Raw genomic sequence first — 20,742 nt, 5'->3', positions numbered from 1 at the left:
CTGCGAGCCGGGCAGCGGATTCCACTGTTTCGGAGCCGAGGCCGCCTCGGCCGCAGCGATGTCCTCGGAGTTCACCTTGCGCGGGGCCGCCGGCAGCCCTCCGGTCTGATATCCATCCGCGGCGGCCAGTCCGCGCAGCTCTTCGAGGCTGAGCACCTCGGTGGCATCGGTGCCATCGGATTCGACCATCGACCGCAGCCTCTGAAGTTCTGCGGGAGTCAGCGCTTGGGTGGAGCCATCGGCGGCCGCGGACTCGCCCTCGCCGATGAACAACTGGGTTGTGATCGACTCAGGAGACTCCTCGGCCGGCTTCCGACGCCCGGGGCGCGGAGGATGGTTCGGCACAGGTGGAATGCTCATGAGGTCATTTTCGCATAGTCGCTACCGGCGAGTTCTCATACCTCGTGAGATGATGACCTCATGTCCGATGGAGTCTACCGGCGCGCGGGACTGCCCGCGCTCCTCGCCTGCGCTCTGCTGGTGACCGCCTGCGGCGCCGCTGCCGACGACGGCACGGACGATTCCGCGACGGTCGAATCCGCCGGTTTCTCCGCTCCCGCGCAGCAGACGAGTTTCGGTGATTTCGCAGCCCCGGCTCAGGATTCCCCCACCGGAACCGACTCGGCATCAACTTCCACAGACCAGGCCGACGATCAGTCCGGCACCGAGGCGACCGGCCCGGCCCATCCCGTCCCTGTCCCCGGTCTGACGAAGGAGTATACGGACCAGATTCCGGCAGAGACCTCGCAGGTCCTCGTCGCGACCTCGCCGTCGGCCGACTCCGAGAAGTCGAGTCTGAGCTTCTATGAGTTCACGGACAAGAAGTGGAAGAAGCTCAAGACCTTCGACACCCACAACGGCTCCAAGGGGTGGCTGCAGGATCGCCGTGAGGGCGACAAGACCACCCCGATCGGAGTGTTCACTCTCAGCGACGCCGGCGGCTTCAAGGCGAACCCGGGCACCGATCTGCCGTATACCCAGGACGATCGTCTGCCCTCCTCGGCGACGGTGGCCTACGGGGCGGACTACGAATCGGTCTTCGACTACATCATCGCCATCGACTACAACCGCAAGCCCGGCACCCCGCCGACGGACAAGACCCGACCGATGGGCTGGGACAAGGGCGGCGGAATCTGGCTGCACCTCGACCACGATTCGGGCACGAACGGCTGCGTCACCCTCGAAGAGGCGGACCTCAAGTGGATCATGCGCACCATCGATCCCGACGCCCACCCGCGCATCGCCATGGGCCCGGCCCCCGAACTGAAGAAATAGCAGAGCCGAAGAAGCAGAAGAGCAGGAGCCCGTGCGCCGACTCATCATCTCCCTCGTCCAGTCGATCAACGGATCCTTCGCCGAAGACGGCTGGTCCACCGGGGTGTCCACGGACGCTGATTTCCGGCGCTTCCTCGCTCTGCGCCGTAATGCGAATGCGATCATCATCGACCGCCGCACCGCGCTGAATCCGCAGCTGCCCGTCATCAACGCGCCGGCAAGACGCTGGAGCACACGCCCGTGTATGTGCTCACCGAATCCGATCCTGAGTCATTGCAGAACGAGTTCGATGCTCGCGGTCTCGACTACCGCGCCCAGAATTTCAGTGCCGACACCATCACCGAGGTGGCCGCCTCACTCCCGACGGCTCCCTCCCCCGAATCGCTGCGGTCCCGCTCCGAAAAGTCATCCGCGGGAGGGGGTGAGGCCTCCCCCGGGAACGACTCGGCACCACCCGGCGAGGAGGTGCTGCTGTGCGAATCGGGTCCGAACCTCGCTTTCCGGCTGCTCGAGCACTATCCGGACGCCGAACTGCATCTGAGCGTGAGCCCGCTCTATATCCGCACCCCCGGCAGCCACTGCTCCGGGCTCGAGGCAAAGATCGATCTGCGCCTCATCGATGTGAGCACCGAGGACGACCAGGTCTTCCTCCGCTACCGTCGCACCTGAACGAGGCTCAGCCGTCCGACGTCTCAGCGGTCGCGGGGATCTCCATGCTCACGTCGAAGCGTTCGGGTGAGTACAGGATCGGGGTGATCGCTTCGGCCACCTCGGCGAGGGGAACGGTGTCGACACCCCCGGTCAGATCATTGCGATCATCGCCGCCGATCGGAGCCATGATCCGCAGCTCCCGGAAGTCCACGGTCGTCGATTCCGCAGCGGCGACTTCGATGAGCATCTTCTGCGCGGCGCCGAAGACGCTGATCGCCCCGGATCCGGCGAGCGCCTCGACGCTGGCGACACCGTTGAGGGCCAGATGGACGAACCGCGTGGAGTCCGGTCCTGCATCCGTTGACCGGCCAGACACCTGACCGGTTGAACGCTCAGTTGACGAACCGACTGCCTCCGACCGTTCAGTGGCCAGAGACTGCGAGAGCACACAGGCCGTGAAGTGCCCGCGCAGATACGAGTCATAGTCCGCATCGAACTTCCCCAGCCCTCGGTCGAGCACCGGTTCGTCGATGTACCACCCGCCGATGGCGGCGATGACGGCATCGACCGGAGGCCGGCCGGCGGAGGCGAGCGCCGAGGTGACCGCCTCCGGTTCGTCCACCCAGTCCGGCACGATCAGCGGTTCATACGCCGTCTCCGTTGTCGGGCGTTGGCGCACGATCCCGGTGACCGTGTGGTGCGGACTGAGCAGACGGGCAAGACCGGTGCCGACGTGGCCGGAGGCGCCGAAGAGGAGGATGTGCATGTGGGCAGTCTATGCCCGGACCCGGTCGGTCAGGTGAGGTAGACCTTGATGGCCTGACTCTTCGTGTAGGTCATGTACCCGTGTTCGAAGTTCTGTCGGATCTTGCCCTCAGAGGTCCGCGATACCCTGGCACTCCACGCCCCTCACTTCCCCGCCGAAGGACCCGTATGGCCGATCGCAGCGAACTCACTCGACTCGAGGCCGTCCTCGACGCCTTCGCTGACAGGCTGCTCCCCCGGGCCCCCGACGGCGTCCGGGAGTTCCTCGCCTTCGGAATCAAACAGGCCTGGGCGTGTCTCTTCGGCGCGCTCATGCTCGCAGCGATCATCGCCACCTCGTGGTTCTATCCCGACGACGCGCCGGTGGCCCGCAACGACTTCCTCGTCATCCTCGCCGTGCTCATCCAGATCGGCATGCTCGCCGCCCGCCTGGAGACCGGTCGTGAACTCATCGTCATCATCGTCTTCCACATCGTCGGCACCGGAATGGAGATCTTCAAGACCGCCGTCGGCTCCTGGAACTACGCCCCGGGAGGCATCCTGCATATCGGTGCCGTGCCCCTGTTCACCGGGTTCATGTACGCCGCCGTCGGGTCCTATATCGTCCGCGTGTACCGGCTCTTCGACCTCAGGTTCAGCCATTACCCGCCGAGGTGGCTGACCGTGATCATCGCCGCCGCCATCTACATCAACTTCTTCACCCACCACTTCATCATCGACCTCCGACTCGTCCTCGTCGCAGCCACCGTCATCGTCTTCTTCCGCTGCCGCATGTACTTCCATATCCACCGCAGAACACTGACCATGCCGGTGCTGCTGGCCTTCGTCCTCGTCGCCTTCTTCATCTGGGTGGCCGAGAACATCGGGACCGCGGCCGGGACCTGGCTGTACCCGAGTCAGGACGACGGCTGGCACCTGGTGCCGCTGACGAAGCTGGTGGCGTGGTTCCTGCTCATGATGGTCTCCGTCGTTCTCGTGACTTTTGTCCACAGACCCAGGCCTCCTGACACCTATACTTGCTGAGAACCGAAACATTCAGGACAGCCGAAGGAGACTCATGGCGGCACCCGATGCGCAGAATGAGAAAGAATCGAGCGCATTGCTCAAGGTGCTCCGCCCATCCAGCGGTTCCAACCTGTCGGTCAGTGCACGTGTGCTGCTGCGCGTCGTCGCCGCAGTCCTCGTGCTTGCTCTCATCCTCGCCCTCGTCGGACTGTTCCTCGTCCGTCGGTCCTTCCCGACCACCGATGGTGAGATCTCACTGCCGGGGCTCGACGCGCCGGTCACCGTCCACCGTGACGAATCGGGCGTTCCCACCATCGAGGCCGAAACCGCCCACGACCTGTTCCTCGCCCAAGGATTCGTCCACGCTCAGGACAGGTTCTGGGAGATGGACTTCCGCCGGCATGTCACCTCGGGACGGCTCTCCGAGCTCTTCGGCAAATCCCAGCTGGGCACCGACACCTTCATCCGCACACTCGGCTGGCGGAAGGTCGCCGAACAGGAAGTGAAGAAGCTCGACAAGACGAGCCTGGGCTACTACGAGGCCTACGCAGACGGCGTCAACGCCTACCTCAAGGACAAGTCCCCCACCGAGCTGTCCCTCGAATACGCCGTCCTCGGCCTGGAGTCCGGCAGCACCGAGGTCGAGAAATGGACCCCGGTCGACAGCGTCGCCTGGCTCAAGGCCATGGCCTGGGACCTGCGCTCGAACCTCGAAGACGAGATCGACCGGTCGATCCTCAGCTCGGAGCTCACCGACGAGCAGATGAGCGACCTCTACCCGGACTACCCGTACGCCACCCGGCCGACGATCCTCGGCGGCAAAGCCGGTGAGAAGGCCCCGAAGGACCGCACCGGTGACGACGTCGACAACCAGCCCCCCGGCGACGATTCGGCGCGAACCGAGGAACCGGCACAGCCCGACGACCAGGCCAATGCCGGCGGTTCCGTCACCGGGACGCCCCCCTCCGGGAGCACCGACACCGAGGCTGCACCCCCGACCGATGATCTCCTCGAACTGCGCAACACCGTCTCCTCCCTGCCGCCGATGCTCGGCCAGAACAGTGACGACATCGGGTCGAACTCGTGGGTGATCTCCGGGGAGCACACGAGCACCGCTCGACCGCTGCTGTCCAATGACCCGCACCTCGCCCCGGCGATGCCCTCGGTCTGGTATCAGGTGGGCCTGCGATGCAAGAAGGTCACCGATGAGTGCCCCTTCGACGTCACCGGGTTCTCCTTCTCCGGACTGCCGGGCGTCGTCATCGGGCACAATCAGTCGATCGCCTGGGGGCTGACGAACCTCGGAGCCGATGTCACCGACCTCGTGGTGGAGAAGATCCGCGATGGGAAGGTCATCCACGACGACGGTGACGAACCGCTGCAGGTCCGCAAGGAGACGATCGAGGTCGCCGGTGAGGACTCGCGTGAGATCACCATCCGCTCCACCCGCAACGGTCCGCTGGTGTCGAAGCTTGACGGCACCTACCGCAAGGTGCTCGACTCGACGACCGGAGCGGATTCTCAAGATCCGAAGTCCGGACCGGCCGAGGAGCACTACGGGCTCGCCCTCGACTGGACGGCCCTGCGCCCGGGCAATACCGCCTCGGCGGTGTTCGCCATCAACAAGGCCACGAACTGGCAGGAATTCCGGCATGCGGCGTCCCTGTTCGACGTCCCCTCACAGAACCTCGTCTACGCCGATGTCGCCGGCAATATCGGCTACCAGGCCCCCGGGATGATCCCACGCCGCGGAAAGGCCGACGGCAGCGTGCCCCGCCGAGGATGGAAGTCCGAGGAGGATTGGCAGGGCTGGATCGACTTCGAGGATCTGCCGCACCTGTACAACCCCGAGCGCGGGTGGATCGTCACCGCGAACAATCCCGTCGCCGCCCCCGGTGAGACCGTGGATCTGGGTGAGGACTTCGACTACGGAGATCGTGCCCGACGCATTACGAAGCGCATCAAGGACGCCGTCGCCGAGGGGCGGAAGCTGCGACCGACGGACATGGCGGAGATCCAGGACGACAACCAGAATCCGTTCGCCGCGAAGCTCGTGCCCGAAGCGGTGAAGATCCACTCCCACGGGGACGAGGACATCCTCGAGGCGAAGAAGCTGCTCAAGCAGTGGAACGGCTTCGATTCCGCCAGCAGCGCCGGGGCCGCCTACTTCAATGTGCTCACGAAGACGCTGCTCGAGCAGACGATCAGCTCGAAGCTGCCCGAAGGCGTGTCCCCCGGCGGCGGTTCACGCTGGTACCTCGTGCTCTCGGATATGCTCAAGGACCCGAATTCGCCGTGGTGGTCCGGTGACGGCGTCGAAGGCCGCGAAGAGGCCCTGCGCAAAGCCATGAAGTCGGCGTGGGAAGAGACGGAGGACCTGCTGGGACCCGAGCCCGTGACGTGGCGGTGGGGAATTCTGCACCGGCTGACGATCCGCAACGCCAGCCTCGGCGAATCCGGGATCACACCGGTGGAGAAGCTGTTCAACCGCGGTCCCTATGAGGTCTCCGGCGGTTCGGGCGTCGTCCATGCCACCGGATGGGACGCCTCGGTCGGCTACGAGACGAACTGGGTGCCGTCGATGCGGCAGACGGTCGATCTGTCGAACTTCGACGCCTCGAACTGGATCAACCTCACGGGTGCATCGGGGCATGCCTTCCACCCGCACTACGACGATCAGACGAATGACTGGGCCGCCAATGTCAATCGTCCCTGGCCGTATTCGAAGCAGGCCGTGGAAGCGGCGGCGGAGGACACACTCAGGCTCGAACCCTGAGGGCAGGGCTTCAATCCTCGGGCAGGATCTTCGCCTCGAGGAAGTTCGCGACGTCGTCTTCCCAGCGCACCGGGTCGATGTTCCATTCCTTCGTGTGATGGGCCTTGCTGTACGAGGGCATCGTCACCAGGTCCCGCCTGACCCCCGCCAGGGCATGGGAGGGACCGGAGGGGACGAATTCGTCGTCATCGGAGTGGATGAGCAGCACGGGCACATCGAGTTCGGCGGCACGGGTCACCCAGTCCATGCGGTCGAGGTCGAGCGGGGTCTCCAGACCGGTGATCGGCCGCGCCCACGGCTGTGTGATCATTTCGAGCGTGAGCTTGGCGACCGGCGTCGGCAGCAGGTTCTTCTTCGCCTGACCATCGAGCACATTCACCCAGTCGACGACGGGCCCGTCGAGGACCAGCGAGGTCACGAATCGGCGGTTGCGTCCGCGGGAAGCCGCCTGCAGGGCGATGGCCCCGCCCATCGACCAGCCAAACAGGACGACGTTCTTCGCCCCACGTGAGACGGCGTAGTCGATGGCCGCGTCGACGTCGATCCATTCGGTGTCGCCGAGGCCGTAGCGCGATGTGGTCTCCACCCGCACTTCGGCGTCGTTGCGGTAGGACATGGCGATCGCGGGCACACCGAGGGTGTTGAGCACGGGAGCCGCACGCAGACCTTCGGCGCGGGTGCTGGCGCGGCCGTGGATGAGGATCGCCCAGGTGTCCTGCGGCTCCGGATGATCGGTCGGCAGCAGCCATGCGGGCAGGCTGCCGGCATCGGAGCGGATCTCGATGTCGTCGAAGTTCACGCCGGCCGCGATCGGATCGGGGTAGACGATGCCGGTCCAGCGTCCTCGCCAGGCCCGGCGTATATCACCGCTGGTGACGGACAGGATCTCTCGGGAGACGGTGCGCGAGCGCGGATCGTATTCGACGATGTCGCCGATCACCGCGTGCCCCGACCCCTGATTGAAGTAGAGGCCGTAGGTGCCGGGCACCGTGGTCTCCTCATCGGCGGGCAGATGGATGCGCATATTCGGCGGAAAGCCGTCGATGTGCAGGATGTCGAGTTCTTCCGGCGCATTCTCCGGGACCACAATCCTGCGGGCGAAGTAGGCGGCCAGCCCCGACGATGCCACAGAGATCAGGGCACCGAGCCCGGCGCCGACACCGATACCGGCGGCAAGCAGACGAGCGGGGAACTTCGTGTCGCGGACCATGAAAACCTCCTGTGTTCATTGTTGCCTACGGAATGATCAGGCACCAAACGCTGTTGTGCGGAATGAGCGAGTGCCTCTCGCTGTTGCGATCAGCAGAGGCGGAGACCGATTCCTCCTCGCCGCACACACCGTCATGGACAGATACCGGAGGTCACGATGACTCAGTCATCAGATATCAACGCTGGAACTTCGACCAACGAGGGGGCCGCGGCAGAGGAGATCCGCTGGCAGGACGTTCTCACTCCCGAGGAGTTCGCAGTGCTGCGCCAGGGCGCGACCGAACGTCCCTTCACCGGTGAATACAACGATGAGACAGCTGCCGGGATGTATCAGTGTCGGGCCTGCGGTGCCGACCTGTTCCCCTCGAACACGAAGTTCGCCTCGCACTGCGGGTGGCCATCGTTCTACGCACCTCTGGCCGAAGACCGGGTCCGCTACATCCGGGACACCTCCATGGGCATGGAACGCGTCGAGGTCCGCTGTGCGAACTGCGATTCGCATATGGGCCACGTCTTCTCGGGCGAGGGCTACGGCACTCCGACCGATCAGCGCTTCTGCATCAACTCGATCTCCCTGAAGCTCAACACCGACGCTGCGGACAGCTGAGGTGGCGACGGACTCTCAGACGGCGCCTCAGACCGTCGAGGCGACCGAACCGGTCGTCAAGACCTTCGACCAGCTGCTGCCTGCAGAGCTCTACGGAATTCTGCAGCTGCGCTCCCGCGCCTTCGTCGTCGAACAGGAATGCGTCTTCCTTGACGCCGATGGAGTCGATACCCTGCCCGAGACGCTGCACTTCTTCTACCCGAGGTCGGCGACGGCGATGTCGGACACACACGGGGCCGAGCACGGACGCGACCTTGCACCCTGGGCCTACGCCAGGCTGCTGCCGGCCGATGTCCCCGACGGACCGGCCGCCCGACCCGGAGCGCGCAGCATCAGTCGTGTCGCCACCCATCCCGATGCCCGTGGACAGGGCTGGAGCCGCCGACTGCTCACCGATGTCGTCGGCGCCTGGTCGGACTCGCCGCTGACCCTCAATGCGCAGTCGCATCTCGAAGGACTCTACGGATCCTTCGGCTTCGCACCCAACGGGCCTCGCTTCGACGAGGACGGCCTCGAGCACACCCCGATGGAGCGCCCCGCGGGCTGACCTCATTTCTGTTCTGCCTCGGCGGGCTGAGCTCAGCCCGCGCCGGCCTCGGCGGCGTCGACGGAGGCGATGATCTCCTGCATCACCGCATGCAGTTCGCGCACTTCGTCGACGTCCATGCCGAGCTTGGCCATCATCGTCCCGGGAATCGCCTCGGCGGTCTTCCGCAGGTCACGGCCGGTGTCGGTGAGGGTGACTTCGACGATCCGTTCGTCGCTGTCACTGCGCGTCTTCGTCACATAGCCCAGCGCTTCGAGGCGTTTGACCAGCGGCGACACGGTCGCAGGTTCGAGACGCAGCAGTCGAGCGATCTCGCGCATCGGCAGCTTCGCATGCTGCCACAGCGCAAGCATGACCAGGTACTGCGGATGGGTCAGACCGATCGGTTCGAGCACGGACCGGTAGGCGCCGATCACCCCACGTGAGGCCACGGCCAGGGCGAAGCAGATCTGGCTCTCGAGCGCCAGCGGATTGTCCATCTGCTCTGTCGAACCCTCTGATTCCAGCATCGTGTCTCGTCGATCCTCCGCGTCGGCAAACAGGGCATGCGCCGCCCTTTCGCGTATTAGTTAGTGCACTAACCATCAGTGTACACTTGAGATGAAACCAGCCCAGTTCTCGCCCCTGCGGCGCCTCGTCGATAGGATTCTCAATGTCGTCCTCCTCGCAGCCTTCCGCCGATGGTTCGAACCGGCACCAGGACCCGAAGCAGAAGAAGTCGGCGCGGAACACCCAGCATCCGGAGTCCCAGCGCGGAGTCGGCTGGCTCAACAATTTCTTCCGCAAGATCGTCGGACCGGCGCAGGTCGACAACACTCGACCGGGCGGATACTACGAGGACGAGACGCTGCGGCACCAACAGCTCGATGCCATGGGTCTGGAGATGCGCACCGACGCCAACGGTCACTCCTACGTGGTGAAGAAGGGCAGCAAGTAACCACCTCCCGCTCCTCGAGAATGCAAAGGGCCGCCGCACCGATACGGTGCGGCGGCCCTTTCGCTATCCGTCTCCAGCGCTGGCGGGCGAACCTCTCACCGTCAGTGCCGAACGAACGACTGACGGTCAGCGCCAGTCGGTGACGATGTCGACGAGTTCGCGGCGCGGTCCGGTGTAGAACGGGACCTCTTCACGCACGTGCAGACGCGCCTCGGTGTTGCGCAGGTCGCGCATCAGGTCGACGATGCGGTGGAGTTCGGGAGCTTCGAAGGCCAACAGCCATTCGTAGTCGCCGAGAGCGAAGGAGGCGATCGTGTTCGCCTTGATGTCCTTGTACCCGGCGGCGGCCATACCGTGGTCGCGCAGCATCTTCGACCGTTCGGCGGGATCGAGGAGGTACCAGTCGTAGGACCGCACGAACGGGTACACGCAGATGTAGTCGCCGGGCTCGGGATCGGTGAGCAGAGCCGGCAGGTGGGCCTTGTTGAACTCTGCCGGGCGGTGGACTCCGACGTTGGACCAGACGGGTTCGAGCACTCCGCCGATCAGGCTGCGACGGATCGCTGAGTACGCGGCCTGGACGACCTCGATCTCGGGGGCGTGGTACCAGAACATGACGTCGGCATCGGCCCGCAGAGCCGAGACGTCGTAGATTCCGCGGACGACGAGGCCGCGTTCATTCAGCGGCTCCAGAGCCGCATGCAGCTCATCGGCGAGTTCCCTGCGATCGGCATCGCCGAGTTCTCCCGCAGAGGCGAAGACGGAGTAGGCGATATACCGCGTCTGCTCGTTCGCTTCCTCGATCTGGGCGTCGGTGGGCTGAGTGTATTCGCTCATATCTGCTCCTTCTGTCATCTCTTCATTCTCAATTGTCTTACGAGTCGTCGGCTGACCGGTTCAATCTCTGAGCCGCCGAGTCGGCACGGGCGATGCAGGCGGGAATGCCGATTCCCCCGTACGCGGATCCGGCGAGTTCGAGACCGGGCAGGTCTGCGATCTCCGCATCGACGGCGGCGATCCGTCCGGCATGGCCGGGCAGGTACTGCGGCAGGGCGGAGTTCCAGCGTTGGACTTCTGCGCTCAGCAGGCGCGATTCCGGGCGGAAGGTGATCGCCTGCCAATCGGCGAAGGCGCGTTCGACGATCTCCTCGTCGGACAGGCTGCTCCACACCTCTGGTCCGTCGCCGAAGCGTCCGATGCTCATCCGCACCAGGGCCGTGCCCGCGGGGATATGGGCGGCCGTCCACGGCCATTTGTTCGACACGAAGGTCGAGGCCTTGATGAATGTGCCCTCGGTGACGGGGACGAGGAATCCCGAACCGTCCAGCTCGACTCCCCCGAGATCGACGAGCGCCGCGACCAACGCGGTGGAGGCGTAGGGGACGGACTGCAGTGCCGCGGCCGCGGTGGGGGCCGCCTCGGCGAGGAGTCCCGCGCTGACGTGGGCAGGGGTGGCGAGGACGAGCCCGTCGGACTCGATATCGGTCCCGTCCGCGGTCACCGTCCAAGTGCGACCGTCACGCCGGATACCGGTGACACCGGCGCCGAGGCGGACCTGACCTCCTCGGGCCTCGATCGCCTCGTGCAGGGTCGGGATGAGGCGGTTGGTCCCGCCTTCGAAGCTCATGAACACCGGTTCTGCCGGTCGTCCCGGGGCAGCCGCTTGAGCATCGCGTGCGGCAAGCAGCTGCGCCACGAGGTCGAGCACCGAGGTGCCCTCGACGGCGGCGGGCAGCAGGGCAGGAACCGTCTCGGCCAGGGACAGGTCCCGGCAGCGGCCCGCATACACTCCGCCGAGCAGCGGATCGACGAGGGAGTCGACGATGGCATCGCCGAGGCGCTCGGCCAGGAACGCACCCAGCGAGACATCGTCGCCGTCGATCGGGGGCGTCAGCTGCTCGGCAGCCAGACGTTCGGCCGCCTCGGTGCCGATGAGGGATTCGACCTCGGCGGCTTCGGCGGGCACTCCCATGATCGTCCGTTTGGGAATCGCGTGCAGGTCTCCCCGGCTCAGCACCTGCGAACTGTGGTGTGTCGAAGGGAACACCGAGTCGAGGCCGAGTTCGGCGGCCAGGCTCTTGGTCTCCGGACGTCGGTTGAGGCTCGCTTCGGCTCCGGTGTCGATGCCGACGGGCACGGCACCATCGAGCGTGGTCGATTTCAGGCAGCCGCCGAGGCGGCCGCCGGCCTCGAGCACGGTCACGTGGTGATCGGCGGAGAGACGGTACGCGGCGACGAGACCGGAGATCCCTCCCCCGACGACGGTGATCTGTCCCATCCGATCAGCCGCGGCTGCCGAGGATCTCTGCCGAGACGCGGTGCACGAGGTCGACGATGCGACCGGGCACCTCGGGGTCGGTGTCGGGAAGGACGCCGTGGCCGAGGTTGAAGACGAATCCGCGGTCGAGATCGAGTCCCTTGCGCACGATCGCCTCGACGCGGGCCGACAGCGCCTCCCAGGGGGCGAAGAGCAGGGCCGGGTCCAGATTGCCCTGGAGCGCCTGACCGGGCTTGACCCGAGTGGCGGCGTCGGCGAGGTCGACGCGGAAGTCGACGCCGACGGCGGTGGATCCGGCCTGGGCCATGGAGCCGAGGAGCTCACCGGTCTGCACGCCGAAGTGGATGCTGGGCACATCGTGGCCGGACAGTGCGTCGAAGACGGCGGTGGAGTGTTCGAGGACGTGGTTCTCGTAGTCCTCCCGGCAGAGGTAGCCGGCCCAGGAGTCGAAGAGCTGGAAGGCCTTGGCTCCGGCGTTCAGCTGCACGTCGATGAATGTCGCCGACAACTGTGCGAGCTTGCCCAGGAGCGCGGAGAACGCCTCGGGCTCGGAGGCCATGAGGGACTTCGTCTTCTCGTGGTTCTTGCTCGGCCCGCCTTCGATGAGGTAGCTGGCCAGGGTGAACGGGGCGCCGGCGAACCCGATGACGGGGGTGGTCTCGTCGAGTTCGGCGGTCACACGCTGGATCGATTCGGCGATATCGGGGATGTCGGCGGCGTCGAGTCCGGGCAGGGCGTCGATATCGGCGCGGGAGCGCACCGGGGACGCGATGACCGGGCCGACGCCGGGGACGATCTCCACATCGACACCGGCGGCCTGGAGCGGGACGACGATATCGGAGAAGAAGATGGCCGCGTCGACGCCGTGGCGGCGGACCGGCTGCAGAGTGATCTCGGAGACCATCTCGGGGTCGCGGCAGGCATCGAGCATCTGGGTGCCTTCGCGCAGCTTGCGGTACTCGGGCAGGGAGCGGCCGGCCTGCCGCATGAACCAGACGGGAGTGTGCGAAACCGGCTCCGAACGCAGGGCAGCCAACAAGGGTGATGTCATGGCTCCATCTTCCCATTCTTCGATCGCACATGCCCACTCGATCTCGGTTTCAAGACGGGCCGTCTTGCCGTCTCAGAATGCGGCCGAGGACAGCGCCGTCAGGAATGTCCGGGGCCGCCTCGGCGTGGATGATTCCCCTGCCGGCACGGCTGATCTATCGTGGCAACTGTGGTCAACACCTCACCTCTCAATCGCATTCCGGCGGAGTTCTCCGCCGTGACGTCGGTGCTGCGTCAGGCGCGCAGCACGAACAACGTGTCGATTTCCGAGATCCCCGCCCCGGCCCGGCTGGCCCCCTACTCCTATGCTCTCGGTGCCGAGGTCAGCGCCGACGAGACGTTCCTGCGGGCCAGCGGCGAGACCATCGATGAGCTCGCCACCGGCCGCATCGTCGTCCTCTTTGACCCCGCCGCCCCGGAGGAATGGGAAGGCTCGTTCCGGGTGGTCTCCTATATCCGCGCCGAACTCGAACACGAACTCGGCAATGAGACGATGCTCGGCCATGTGGCGTGGAGCTGGCTCGAGGATGCCCTCGACTCCAACGACTGCCAGGTGCTCGCCGCCGGCGGGACGACCACTCGGGTGCTGTCCGAGAGCTTCGGCACCTTGGCCGATCGCCCGGCCACGATAGACTTGGAGCTGCGCGCTTCGTGGACACCCGTGATTGACGAGCCGGATCTGATCGGCAATCACTTCGAAGCCTGGATCGATCTGCTCAGCACAGTCGCCGGACTGCCACCACTTCCTGAAGGAGTCACAGCCCTGCCCGGGCGCCGTCGATGACAACCGAACTACCGCTTTTGGAAACACCCGCGAACGGCATCCCCGACGTCGTCGACACCCCGGAGGATCTCTCCTCCTCGATCGCCAGTCTGGCCGCCGCCGCGGGGCCCATCGCCATCGACGCCGAACGAGCTTCGGGAATCAGATACGGTCAGCGCGCTTTCCTCGTTCAGCTGCGCCGTGAGGGTGCAGGCACGTTCCTCCTCGATTCCGAGTCTCTCGGTGATCTCAGCGAGCTCAACCCGGCGCTTGGGTCCGATGAGTGGGTCATCCATTCGGTGACACAGGATCTGCCGTGCCTGCAGGAGCGTGGGATGCGCCCGGCGGCCCTGTTCGACACCGAGCTGGCCGCCAGGCTGCTCGGATTGGAGAAGTTCGGTCTGGCCGCTGTCGCCGAGCGCACTCTGGGTGTGCGACTGGCGAAGGAGCATTCGGCCGCCGATTGGTCGACGCGTCCGCTGCCGAAGGAGTGGCTGAACTATGCCGCCCTCGACGTCGAGGTGCTCCTGCCGATCCGCGACATCCTCCACCAGCAGCTGCTCGATTCCGGCCGGTGGGAGTTTGCGCGGCAGGAGTTCACGCACCTGCTCGATTTCACCCCGAAGCATTTCGCTGAGCCGTGGCGGCGCACGCATGGGCTGTCGAAGATCAAGTCCCGCCGGGACATCGCCCGGGTCCGTGAGCTCTGGCAGGCACGGGACTCCATGGCGCGCGAGGCCGACCTGGCTCCGTCGAAGATCCTGCGCGATCGTGACCTCGTCGCCCTCGCACAGTCCGGTGTGAAGTCCAGCGATGACATCCTGGCGCAGTGGCGCCGGCTCTCCCGCGCCGAGGCGGCCCGGCTCTTCCGTGCCTACCGAAAGGCCTCCCGGTTGGGTGCCGAAGAGCTGCCGGGACGGTTCGAACGCGGACGGTCGAAGCGCAGCGCGTTCAACCCGGCGGAGCTCAAGGAGCGGGTGGCGGCGCTGAAGGCCGCAATGTCGGAGCTCTCCGACGAGCTGACGATCCCCCATGATGTGCTCCTCCAGCCGGCCATCGTGAAGTCCCTGGCTGCGGAGTCGAACGTCGATGTCGAGGATTACCTCGCCGAGGCGGGGGCACGGCCCTGGCAGGTCGAGCTCAGTGCTCCCATGCTGCAGAAGGCCTTGGCCGGACTCCCCCAGTCCTGAAACTCACACCGTACGGCGTGAGCTCTGCACCTCACACCGCACGGCGGGAACTCTGATCGGCTCGATCGGCCACCTCGGCGGGCAGGGCCTTAAGAATATCGGACACGATCGTGCCGACGTCGAGGCCCACCTCGGCGAGGATCTCTTCGCGGGTTCCCTGCGGGAGGAACTCATCGGGCACGCCGAGTTCGAGCACACCGATCCGCGAATCGGCTTCGCGCAGGTCGGAGCGGATCTGGCAGCCGATGCCGCCGATCTTCACGCCGTCTTCGATGACGGCCACGAGGCTGTGGTCGGCGGCGAGGTCGATGACGGATTCGGGTACGGGCAGCACCCATCTGGGATCGATGATCGTCGCGTTCAGTCCGTGTTCGGCCAGGCGGTCGGCGACGTCGCGGCCAACCTGGCGAAGGGCCCCACGGAGACGATGAGCACATGGGATTCGGACCCGGCCGTCCCTCACGGAGGATGTCGACACCGTCGTCGAGCCGCCTCAGCGCAGGGATGTCGGCACCGACGCCGCCGCGGGGAAATCTCACCACGGTCGGGGCGTCTTCGACGGTCACGGCTTCGCGCAGCTCTTCGGTCAGTCGGGCGGCATCGCGGGGTGCGGCCAGGCGCAGTCCGGGGACGACGCGGAGCATCGCGATGTCCCAGATTCCATGGTGGCTGGCTCCGTCGGGGCCGGTGATTCCGGCGCGGTCGAGCACGAAGGTCACGCCCTGGCGGTGGAGGGCGACGTCCATGAGCACTTGGTCGAAGGCGCGGGAGAGGAACGTGGAGTAGATGCACACGACCGGGTGAAGTCCGCCATAGGACAGACCGGCGGCGGAGGCGACAGCGTGCTGTTCGGCGATGCCGACGTCGAAGACGCGGTGCGGGAATTCCTCGGCGAATTTCGCCAATCCCACGGGCAGGAGCATGGCCGCGGTGATGGCGACAATGTCCTCGCGCTCTTCGGCGAGTTCGCAGATCTCGGTGCCGAAGACGGAGGTCCATGACGTGGATTTCGAGGGTGTCGATCTCCCGGTGACGGGGTCGATGACGCCGACGGAGTGGAACTGGTCGGCGTCGTCGTTCACGGCCGGGTCGAATCCGTGGCCCTTCTGCGTGATCATGTGGACGATGATGGGGCCGCCGTCGAACTGTTTGGCCAGCTGCAGGGCTTTTTCAACCGAGGGCAGATCGTGTCCGTCGACAGGTCCCAAGTATTTGATGCCGAGTTCGTCGAACATTCCGGTCTCGGGCGGGCTGACCATGTCCTTGAGTCCGCGTTTGACGCCGTGGATGGCGCTGTAGGCGGCGCGACCGGGGCGACCGGATTGGCGCAGAGTCTCTTTGCCCCAGCTGAGGAGCTTCTCGTAGCTCGAGGTGGTGCGCAGTTCGTCGAGGTGGGCGGCGAATCCGCCGACGGTCGGGGCGTAGGAGCGGCCGTTGTCGTTGACGATGATGACCAGTCGCCTCGGCGGGGTGGAGGTGTCGGCGGCGATGGTGTTGAGCGCTTCCCAGGCCATTCCTCCGGTCAGGGCTCCGTCGCCGATGACGGCGACGACGTGGCGATCAGTCTCACCGGTGAGTTGGCGGGCTTTTGCGATGCCGTCGGCCCAGGACAGGGACGCGGACGCATGCGAGTTCTCGACGACGTCGTGGGCGCTCTCGGACCGGCTCGGGTAGCCGGAGAGTCCGTCGCGCTGCCGCAGGGTGGAGAATTCGTTCCGACGGCCGGTGAGCAGTTTGTGCACGTACGTCTGGTGGCCGACGTCGAAGATGATGGTGTCGCGCGGCGAGTCGAAGGTGCGATGGAGGCCCATGGTCAGTTCGACGACGCCGAGGTTGGGGCCGAGATGTCCGCCCGTGCCGGACACAGTCGTGATGAGGTAGTCGCGGATCTCTTTGGCCAGTACGTCGCATTCTGATGCGTCGAGGCGGCGCAGATCGGCAGGCGAGCCGAGGGATTCGAGAAAGGTCATGCGGCCTCAGTTCTGACGACATCGTTGACGGACAGATTCCATTCGCCCCATCCTATCGCTCTCAGCAGCGGCCCTCATCCTTCGCGGCGCATCACCGCGTTGCAGCAAGTCGTTGTGCCGCGAACGATGGTGGATGCCGAACTGCGTGTAGGAAGTGACGCTGATAGTGAGGGATGGTCACGCTAATTGCGTCCGGGCACGACGAAGGCCGGTGGGAAGAATCCCACCGGCCCTCGCTGTGTTCCGGTTCAGCGCCTCAGCGCGAACCGACTGCCGCGAGTCACAGACTCACAGCGCCTCAGCGCGTCTCCTGCGATCAGGCTTCTGCGAGCTGACGCAGAACGTACTGAGACATGCTTCGATGACCAAGCTTGCCGAAACTGGAATGCCTACTTTACAAAATTGCAGGTCAGGGGCTTATCGATCGTTCAAATATCGCTTCCGCTCAGTTGGTGAAGCACCTACGTCGACGTCCTACGGTAGCGACAGTTATACAGAAACCAGCGGTTCACGCGCATTCGCCAGCACGAGCCGAATGACAGGAGTCCCTCGTAACCAATACCGACAACAGACCATTCCACCTGGAATCGTCGACGACTCCCGCCTCAGCTGACGGACAACTTGGACCAAAAGGATCGTCCTCGACCTCAACTAGTCCACGCCGACTCCACCATTCGACCTTCAATAACGGTAGCGATGCCCTCGCCGCACAAGTATCCCCGGAGCATCAATCAACAATTATGTGCAACCTTCCCTTATTAGCCGGCGACAACGTGCTGGCCTTATACACATAGAACAGGACAAGGTTAGTGAGCTATGGGGTTGCCCCATCCGGCGTGGGTTCCTCATCCAGATCCGTTGGCGGAGCCAGCGCTGGCCCTTCGTACATCGGCACTCGGTCATGCCAATCGCTTCTTACCCGCATCTTGTGCCTTAGGAGAGTGCGAACGATCTCCTCGAGGTCATACCAGAGCTCGTACATTTCCGCTGACGGCAACATTCCATTGTGGATCAAGCGCCCACGAGCTTGCGTGATCTTTTTCAACTTGCTGATGTTCCATCTATCCGGTTGCCCAGCAATATCCAAAGCACGTTTCAGGTCACTCGGATTGAGCTTACTTCGGCCACCAGCCAGCATGTCTGCTGTCGCCGCATACAACACGTAGCCAATTTCGGTGAGGCGATTTTCCACACCTCGGGCATAGAATTTCAACGCTGATTGCAGTACGGAGGACGCTGCCCGTTCGGTCAGTTCCTTCAGACTTACTCCCCCGATCCCCGGCGCAAACGATCGCATTGCATTGGTGGTATCAACAAAGTAGACATCGTTCGCCGTCTTGACGCTCACGAATTCCCCTAATCGTCGGTCCACGAAGCGTTCGTCAATGACGGCCGTTAGGGCTCCGAACGCTGATTCGCACAGTGACCTTGCGGCGTCAATTTGGTCCCCAGCGCGGTTCTCTTTAACAAGGAACTCAGTCTGCGCCACTGTGACCAACTGACCAGGACGCGACCACAAGCGTCTTGTTGTCTCAAACATCTGAGGCATTTCATGGTCGGTTGTCACAACATCCGTGTACTGGTATTGAAATGGTTTTAACGATTGAGTGATATGTACGTCACCGATGGTCAACCACTTGTCCAAAAGCTGCGGGACCGGCGAACCTGGAAAGCCCAACCTGTACTGGGCAACGCACCCTACCAGTTCAGAATCTATCGATTCAGAGGGCTCATCAGAGAAAGGATTCGTTGGAGACCTGGATAGGCCCGGCTTCAAGGATTGTTGAGACTCGTCCATCATCACAATCTACCCAGATCAAGCAGGTTCTGCCGGAAACTTTGGAACGACCTTCGAACTTCTCCGAACTTCACACGTGATTGGGTACTAATGCGCTCCTCTCATCAACCTATAGCTCAGTCCTTCGATGGGTCGATGCCAGCGCCGAGCTTGCCTCTCAGCCAAAAAACTGATCTAGGAACATCGCCGGCACATTGACGGCTCACGACATGGTCGGATTGAATAGACGACAGCGCGGACGTTGGAGACTTGCCTGACTCCACGAAGTCGAGCAGCTTGCGCCGGTGGCGAAGCTCAGTTGAGGTTAAAAGTCGCAACTACTGGACGATGGTCCGAGGCCTCAGCAGCATTACGCCGACCTGGCGAGTCGGTCACTGAGGAGATGCCCACTCCCCCAGTGGTGACCGATTCAATCGAATCAGTGAGGGCGTGGCTGACCAGAATATGGTCGATGAGTTCGCGCTGGCCGCGATAGATACGCGTGAACCGCTCTTCCTCCGGGATCGGCTGTTCCAGGTACCACATTCGATCAGCATCACCCTTGTCAGCCCGATCGAAGCCGGTCGTGCCGAACTCCGAGCCACCAGGGCCGAGCAGAATCTGCGTCGTGGCAGCCTGAGGTTCAACATTGAGATCGCCTGCAACAATGGCTCTGTTCTCGCGTCCGTTACCACCGAGCAGTTCGACCGCTCCGGCGCGGACTGCGGATGCCTCTGCTGCTCGTCGGTGGAGAGCATAAACGGAGTATCGAGCACGTTCGCCTTCATCCCGGGGCTAGAATCGACCGCCGGGGTACGACAGCAGTTTGGATTTGAGGTGGACTGAGACGACGTCGATCGTCGCGCCGCCTTTTCGGATACGTGCTTTGAGCGCGGAGCGACCCATCTGCTCAATCGTTCCGCCCTCGTCATCGACCTGCACGGGCGACAACCCGTCGGGGAAATCCGAGATCTCTCCGACTTTGGTCAACGCCGATTTGGATAGGAAACCGACACGGATACCGCGCGCGTCTGGCTCGGCTAATGCAGTGCGCCAAGTGCCCTTGAGCTGTCCCGCGAGGTCATTGAGCGCTGACGGGTCTCCGACCTCTTGAACTGCAAGGACATCCGGAGCGAGATCTGTGATCGTCGACGCCAGCGCATCCAGCTTGCTCTCGTACTCCTGAGAGCCTTCAGGAGCGGAGTCATCCCCGGGCCGGAAAAGGTTTTCGAGATTCCATGTACCGATCGTCACCATGCACACAAGCGTGATGGCGCGAAGTGAATGTCCGACGGAACAATCGACACCGGTGACGGGCAGTCCTACATCAACTACCTTTTACCAGGAATCCTCCTGATCACCATTGCATCCGGTATCTCATACACCGCGTACCGACTCTTCCTCGACATGCAAAGCGGCATCGTCGATCGCTTCCAGTCGATGCCGATCGCCCGGTCCAGCGTACCTTGGGGGCATGCGCTGACCTCTTTGGTGTCGAACCTGGTATCGGTTGGCATCGTCATCGGCGTCGCGCTGGTTCTGGGCTTCAGGACCAGCGCGTCGCCCGGAGCTTGGATCGTGATTGTCGGCGTTCTCGTGCTCTCCACGCTTGCCCTGACGTGGGTGGCGATCATCGCCGGGTTGGCAGCGAAGACCGTCGATGGTGCCAGCGCGTTGAGCTACCCGCTGATCTTCCTCCCGTTCATCAGCTCTGCCTTCGTGCCGATCGCGACGATGCCCGGACCCATCGCCTGGTTCGCTGAGAACCAACCGGTGACTTCAATCGTCAATACCATCCGCGCGCTCTTTGCCCAACAACCCATCAACAACGAGATCGGGATCGCTCTGATCTGGCTCATCGGCGTCCTCGTCGTCGCCTATGCAGTCTCGATCGTCCTCTTCAGGCGAAAAACTACCTCTGCATCAGTCGCCTAACGTCGTG

The 20,742-nt window shown here is 64.2% G+C and carries 19 protein-coding genes and 1 pseudogene; 10 read left to right on the top strand and 10 right to left on the bottom strand.

Annotated elements, in window-relative coordinates:
- Positions 1-420: 420 nt before the first annotated feature.
- Both AC2W7L_RS10410 and AC2W7L_RS10405 read left to right on the top strand, forming a co-directional pair.
- Positions 421-1,275: a L,D-transpeptidase family protein gene (locus tag AC2W7L_RS10410; protein ID WP_486004398.1), complete on the top strand. Its 855-nt coding sequence runs from the start codon at positions 421-423 to the stop codon at positions 1,273-1,275.
- 273 nt (positions 1,276-1,548) lie between these two features.
- A complete protein-coding gene (locus AC2W7L_RS10405) occupies positions 1,549-1,944 on the top strand; it encodes a hypothetical protein (RefSeq protein ID WP_486004397.1) in 396 nt (131 codons plus the stop codon).
- A gap of 7 nt (positions 1,945-1,951) precedes the next feature.
- Here the strand turns inward: AC2W7L_RS10405 and AC2W7L_RS10400 are convergent, their stop codons facing one another.
- Positions 1,952-2,692 carry an NAD(P)-dependent oxidoreductase gene (locus tag AC2W7L_RS10400; RefSeq protein WP_486004396.1) on the bottom strand — a complete coding sequence of 247 codons (741 nt, stop codon included), beginning with the start codon at positions 2,690-2,692 and terminating at the stop codon, positions 1,952-1,954.
- A gap of 167 nt (positions 2,693-2,859) precedes the next feature.
- Between AC2W7L_RS10400 and AC2W7L_RS10395 the strand changes: the two genes are divergently transcribed.
- Together AC2W7L_RS10395 and AC2W7L_RS10390 are read left to right on the top strand one after the other, a co-directional pair.
- A complete protein-coding gene (locus AC2W7L_RS10395; protein ID WP_486004395.1) occupies positions 2,860-3,714 on the top strand; it encodes a DUF817 domain-containing protein in 855 nt (284 codons plus the stop codon).
- Positions 3,715-3,748: 34 nt separating this feature from the next.
- On the top strand, positions 3,749-6,472 hold the full coding sequence (locus AC2W7L_RS10390; protein ID WP_486004394.1) for a penicillin acylase family protein: 2,724 nt from the start codon (positions 3,749-3,751) through the stop codon (positions 6,470-6,472).
- Between the two features lie 10 nt (positions 6,473-6,482).
- Here the strand turns inward: AC2W7L_RS10390 and AC2W7L_RS10385 are convergent, their stop codons facing one another.
- Positions 6,483-7,682 carry an alpha/beta hydrolase family protein gene (locus AC2W7L_RS10385; protein WP_486004393.1) on the bottom strand — a complete coding sequence of 400 codons (1,200 nt, stop codon included), beginning with the start codon at positions 7,680-7,682 and terminating at the stop codon, positions 6,483-6,485.
- A 156-nt stretch (positions 7,683-7,838) separates the two neighbouring features.
- On the opposite strand from AC2W7L_RS10385, the gene msrB reads away from it, so the two are divergent.
- Positions 7,839-8,288 carry a peptide-methionine (R)-S-oxide reductase MsrB gene (gene msrB / locus AC2W7L_RS10380; protein ID WP_486004392.1) on the top strand — a complete coding sequence of 150 codons (450 nt, stop codon included), beginning with the start codon at positions 7,839-7,841 and terminating at the stop codon, positions 8,286-8,288.
- Position 8,289: 1 nt separating this feature from the next.
- On the top strand, positions 8,290-8,835 hold the full coding sequence (locus AC2W7L_RS10375; RefSeq protein ID WP_486004391.1) for a GNAT family N-acetyltransferase: 546 nt from the start codon (positions 8,290-8,292) through the stop codon (positions 8,833-8,835).
- A gap of 32 nt (positions 8,836-8,867) precedes the next feature.
- On the opposite strand, the gene AC2W7L_RS10370 is transcribed toward AC2W7L_RS10375, so the two are convergent.
- Positions 8,868-9,344: a MarR family winged helix-turn-helix transcriptional regulator gene (locus tag AC2W7L_RS10370; RefSeq protein WP_486004390.1), complete on the bottom strand. Its 477-nt coding sequence runs from the start codon at positions 9,342-9,344 to the stop codon at positions 8,868-8,870.
- A gap of 143 nt (positions 9,345-9,487) precedes the next feature.
- Here AC2W7L_RS10370 and AC2W7L_RS10365 point away from each other — a divergent pair, with 143 nt between their 5' ends.
- On the top strand, positions 9,488-9,772 hold the full coding sequence (locus tag AC2W7L_RS10365; RefSeq protein ID WP_167193008.1) for a hypothetical protein: 285 nt from the start codon (positions 9,488-9,490) through the stop codon (positions 9,770-9,772).
- Positions 9,773-9,898: 126 nt separating this feature from the next.
- On the opposite strand, the gene hemQ is transcribed toward AC2W7L_RS10365, so the two are convergent.
- Genes hemQ through hemE form a run of 3 tightly spaced genes read right to left on the bottom strand, consistent with a single transcriptional unit; the run spans position 9,899 to position 13,101 of the window.
- The gene (gene hemQ / locus AC2W7L_RS10360) at positions 9,899-10,609 is read right to left on the bottom strand and encodes a hydrogen peroxide-dependent heme synthase (protein ID WP_486004389.1); all 711 of its coding nucleotides are present in this window, start codon (positions 10,607-10,609) and stop codon (positions 9,899-9,901) included.
- A 37-nt stretch (positions 10,610-10,646) separates the two neighbouring features.
- Positions 10,647-12,050, bottom strand: a complete 1,404-nt coding sequence (hemG, locus tag AC2W7L_RS10355) for a protoporphyrinogen oxidase (protein WP_486004388.1) — start codon at positions 12,048-12,050, stop codon at positions 10,647-10,649.
- Between the two features lie 4 nt (positions 12,051-12,054).
- A complete protein-coding gene (gene hemE, locus AC2W7L_RS10350) occupies positions 12,055-13,101 on the bottom strand; it encodes a uroporphyrinogen decarboxylase (RefSeq protein ID WP_486004387.1) in 1,047 nt (348 codons plus the stop codon).
- 168 nt (positions 13,102-13,269) lie between these two features.
- Between hemE and AC2W7L_RS10345 the strand changes: the two genes are divergently transcribed.
- Positions 13,270-13,884 (top strand): DUF3000 domain-containing protein, encoded by a 615-nt coding sequence (locus tag AC2W7L_RS10345; RefSeq protein WP_062242954.1) that lies wholly within the window; start codon positions 13,270-13,272, stop codon positions 13,882-13,884.
- Positions 13,885-13,901: 17 nt separating this feature from the next.
- Positions 13,902-15,053 carry an HRDC domain-containing protein gene (locus AC2W7L_RS10340; protein ID WP_486004386.1) on the top strand — a complete coding sequence of 384 codons (1,152 nt, stop codon included), beginning with the start codon at positions 13,902-13,904 and terminating at the stop codon, positions 15,051-15,053.
- A gap of 31 nt (positions 15,054-15,084) precedes the next feature.
- Here the strand turns inward: AC2W7L_RS10340 and dxs are convergent.
- The 4 genes and pseudogenes from dxs to AC2W7L_RS10320 form a co-directional block, all read right to left on the bottom strand.
- A pseudogene (dxs, locus tag AC2W7L_RS10335) lies at positions 15,085-17,023 on the bottom strand (1-deoxy-D-xylulose-5-phosphate synthase).
- 814 nt (positions 17,024-17,837) lie between these two features.
- A complete protein-coding gene (locus AC2W7L_RS10330) occupies positions 17,838-18,656 on the bottom strand; it encodes a hypothetical protein (protein WP_486004385.1) in 819 nt (272 codons plus the stop codon).
- 459 nt (positions 18,657-19,115) lie between these two features.
- Complete coding sequence (locus tag AC2W7L_RS10325) at positions 19,116-19,502, bottom strand: endonuclease/exonuclease/phosphatase family protein (protein ID WP_486004409.1); 387 nt, start codon at positions 19,500-19,502, stop codon at positions 19,116-19,118.
- Positions 19,503-19,595: 93 nt separating this feature from the next.
- Positions 19,596-20,057, bottom strand: coding sequence for an endonuclease/exonuclease/phosphatase family protein (locus AC2W7L_RS10320; RefSeq protein WP_423059279.1), 462 nt, complete (start codon positions 20,055-20,057; stop codon positions 19,596-19,598).
- A gap of 27 nt (positions 20,058-20,084) precedes the next feature.
- Between AC2W7L_RS10320 and AC2W7L_RS10315 the strand changes: the two genes are divergently transcribed.
- Positions 20,085-20,735, top strand: a complete 651-nt coding sequence (locus AC2W7L_RS10315; RefSeq protein ID WP_486004384.1) for an ABC transporter permease — start codon at positions 20,085-20,087, stop codon at positions 20,733-20,735.
- Positions 20,736-20,742 lie beyond the last annotated feature (7 nt).

It is taken from the genome of Brevibacterium sp. LAARM3_SD1 (genome assembly GCF_057364765.1).
This window is presented reverse-complemented; position numbering and strand designations above follow the sequence as displayed.

Bases quoted from the DNA above. Each gene is read 5' to 3' on its own strand.
- AC2W7L_RS10395 (WP_486004395.1), top strand. From the start codon at position 2,860: ATGGCCGATCGCAGCGAACTCACTCGACTCGAGGCCGTCCTCGACGCC.
- AC2W7L_RS10385 (WP_486004393.1), bottom strand. From the start codon at position 7,682: ATGGTCCGCGACACGAAGTTCCCCGCTCGTCTGCTTGCCGCCGGTATC.
- AC2W7L_RS10365 (WP_167193008.1), top strand. From the start codon at position 9,488: ATGTCGTCCTCCTCGCAGCCTTCCGCCGATGGTTCGAACCGGCACCAG.
- AC2W7L_RS10315 (WP_486004384.1), top strand. From the start codon at position 20,085: ATGTCCGACGGAACAATCGACACCGGTGACGGGCAGTCCTACATCAAC.
- msrB (WP_486004392.1), top strand. From the start codon at position 7,839: ATGACTCAGTCATCAGATATCAACGCTGGAACTTCGACCAACGAGGGG.
- hemE (WP_486004387.1), bottom strand. From the start codon at position 13,101: ATGACATCACCCTTGTTGGCTGCCCTGCGTTCGGAGCCGGTTTCGCAC.
- AC2W7L_RS10400 (WP_486004396.1), bottom strand. From the start codon at position 2,692: ATGCACATCCTCCTCTTCGGCGCCTCCGGCCACGTCGGCACCGGTCTT.
- AC2W7L_RS10410 (WP_486004398.1), top strand. From the start codon at position 421: ATGTCCGATGGAGTCTACCGGCGCGCGGGACTGCCCGCGCTCCTCGCC.
- hemQ (WP_486004389.1), bottom strand. From the start codon at position 10,609: ATGAGCGAATACACTCAGCCCACCGACGCCCAGATCGAGGAAGCGAAC.
- AC2W7L_RS10320 (WP_423059279.1), bottom strand. From the start codon at position 20,057: ATGGTGACGATCGGTACATGGAATCTCGAAAACCTTTTCCGGCCCGGG.
- hemG (WP_486004388.1), bottom strand. From the start codon at position 12,050: ATGGGACAGATCACCGTCGTCGGGGGAGGGATCTCCGGTCTCGTCGCC.
- AC2W7L_RS10370 (WP_486004390.1), bottom strand. From the start codon at position 9,344: ATGCTGGAATCAGAGGGTTCGACAGAGCAGATGGACAATCCGCTGGCG.
- AC2W7L_RS10390 (WP_486004394.1), top strand. From the start codon at position 3,749: ATGGCGGCACCCGATGCGCAGAATGAGAAAGAATCGAGCGCATTGCTC.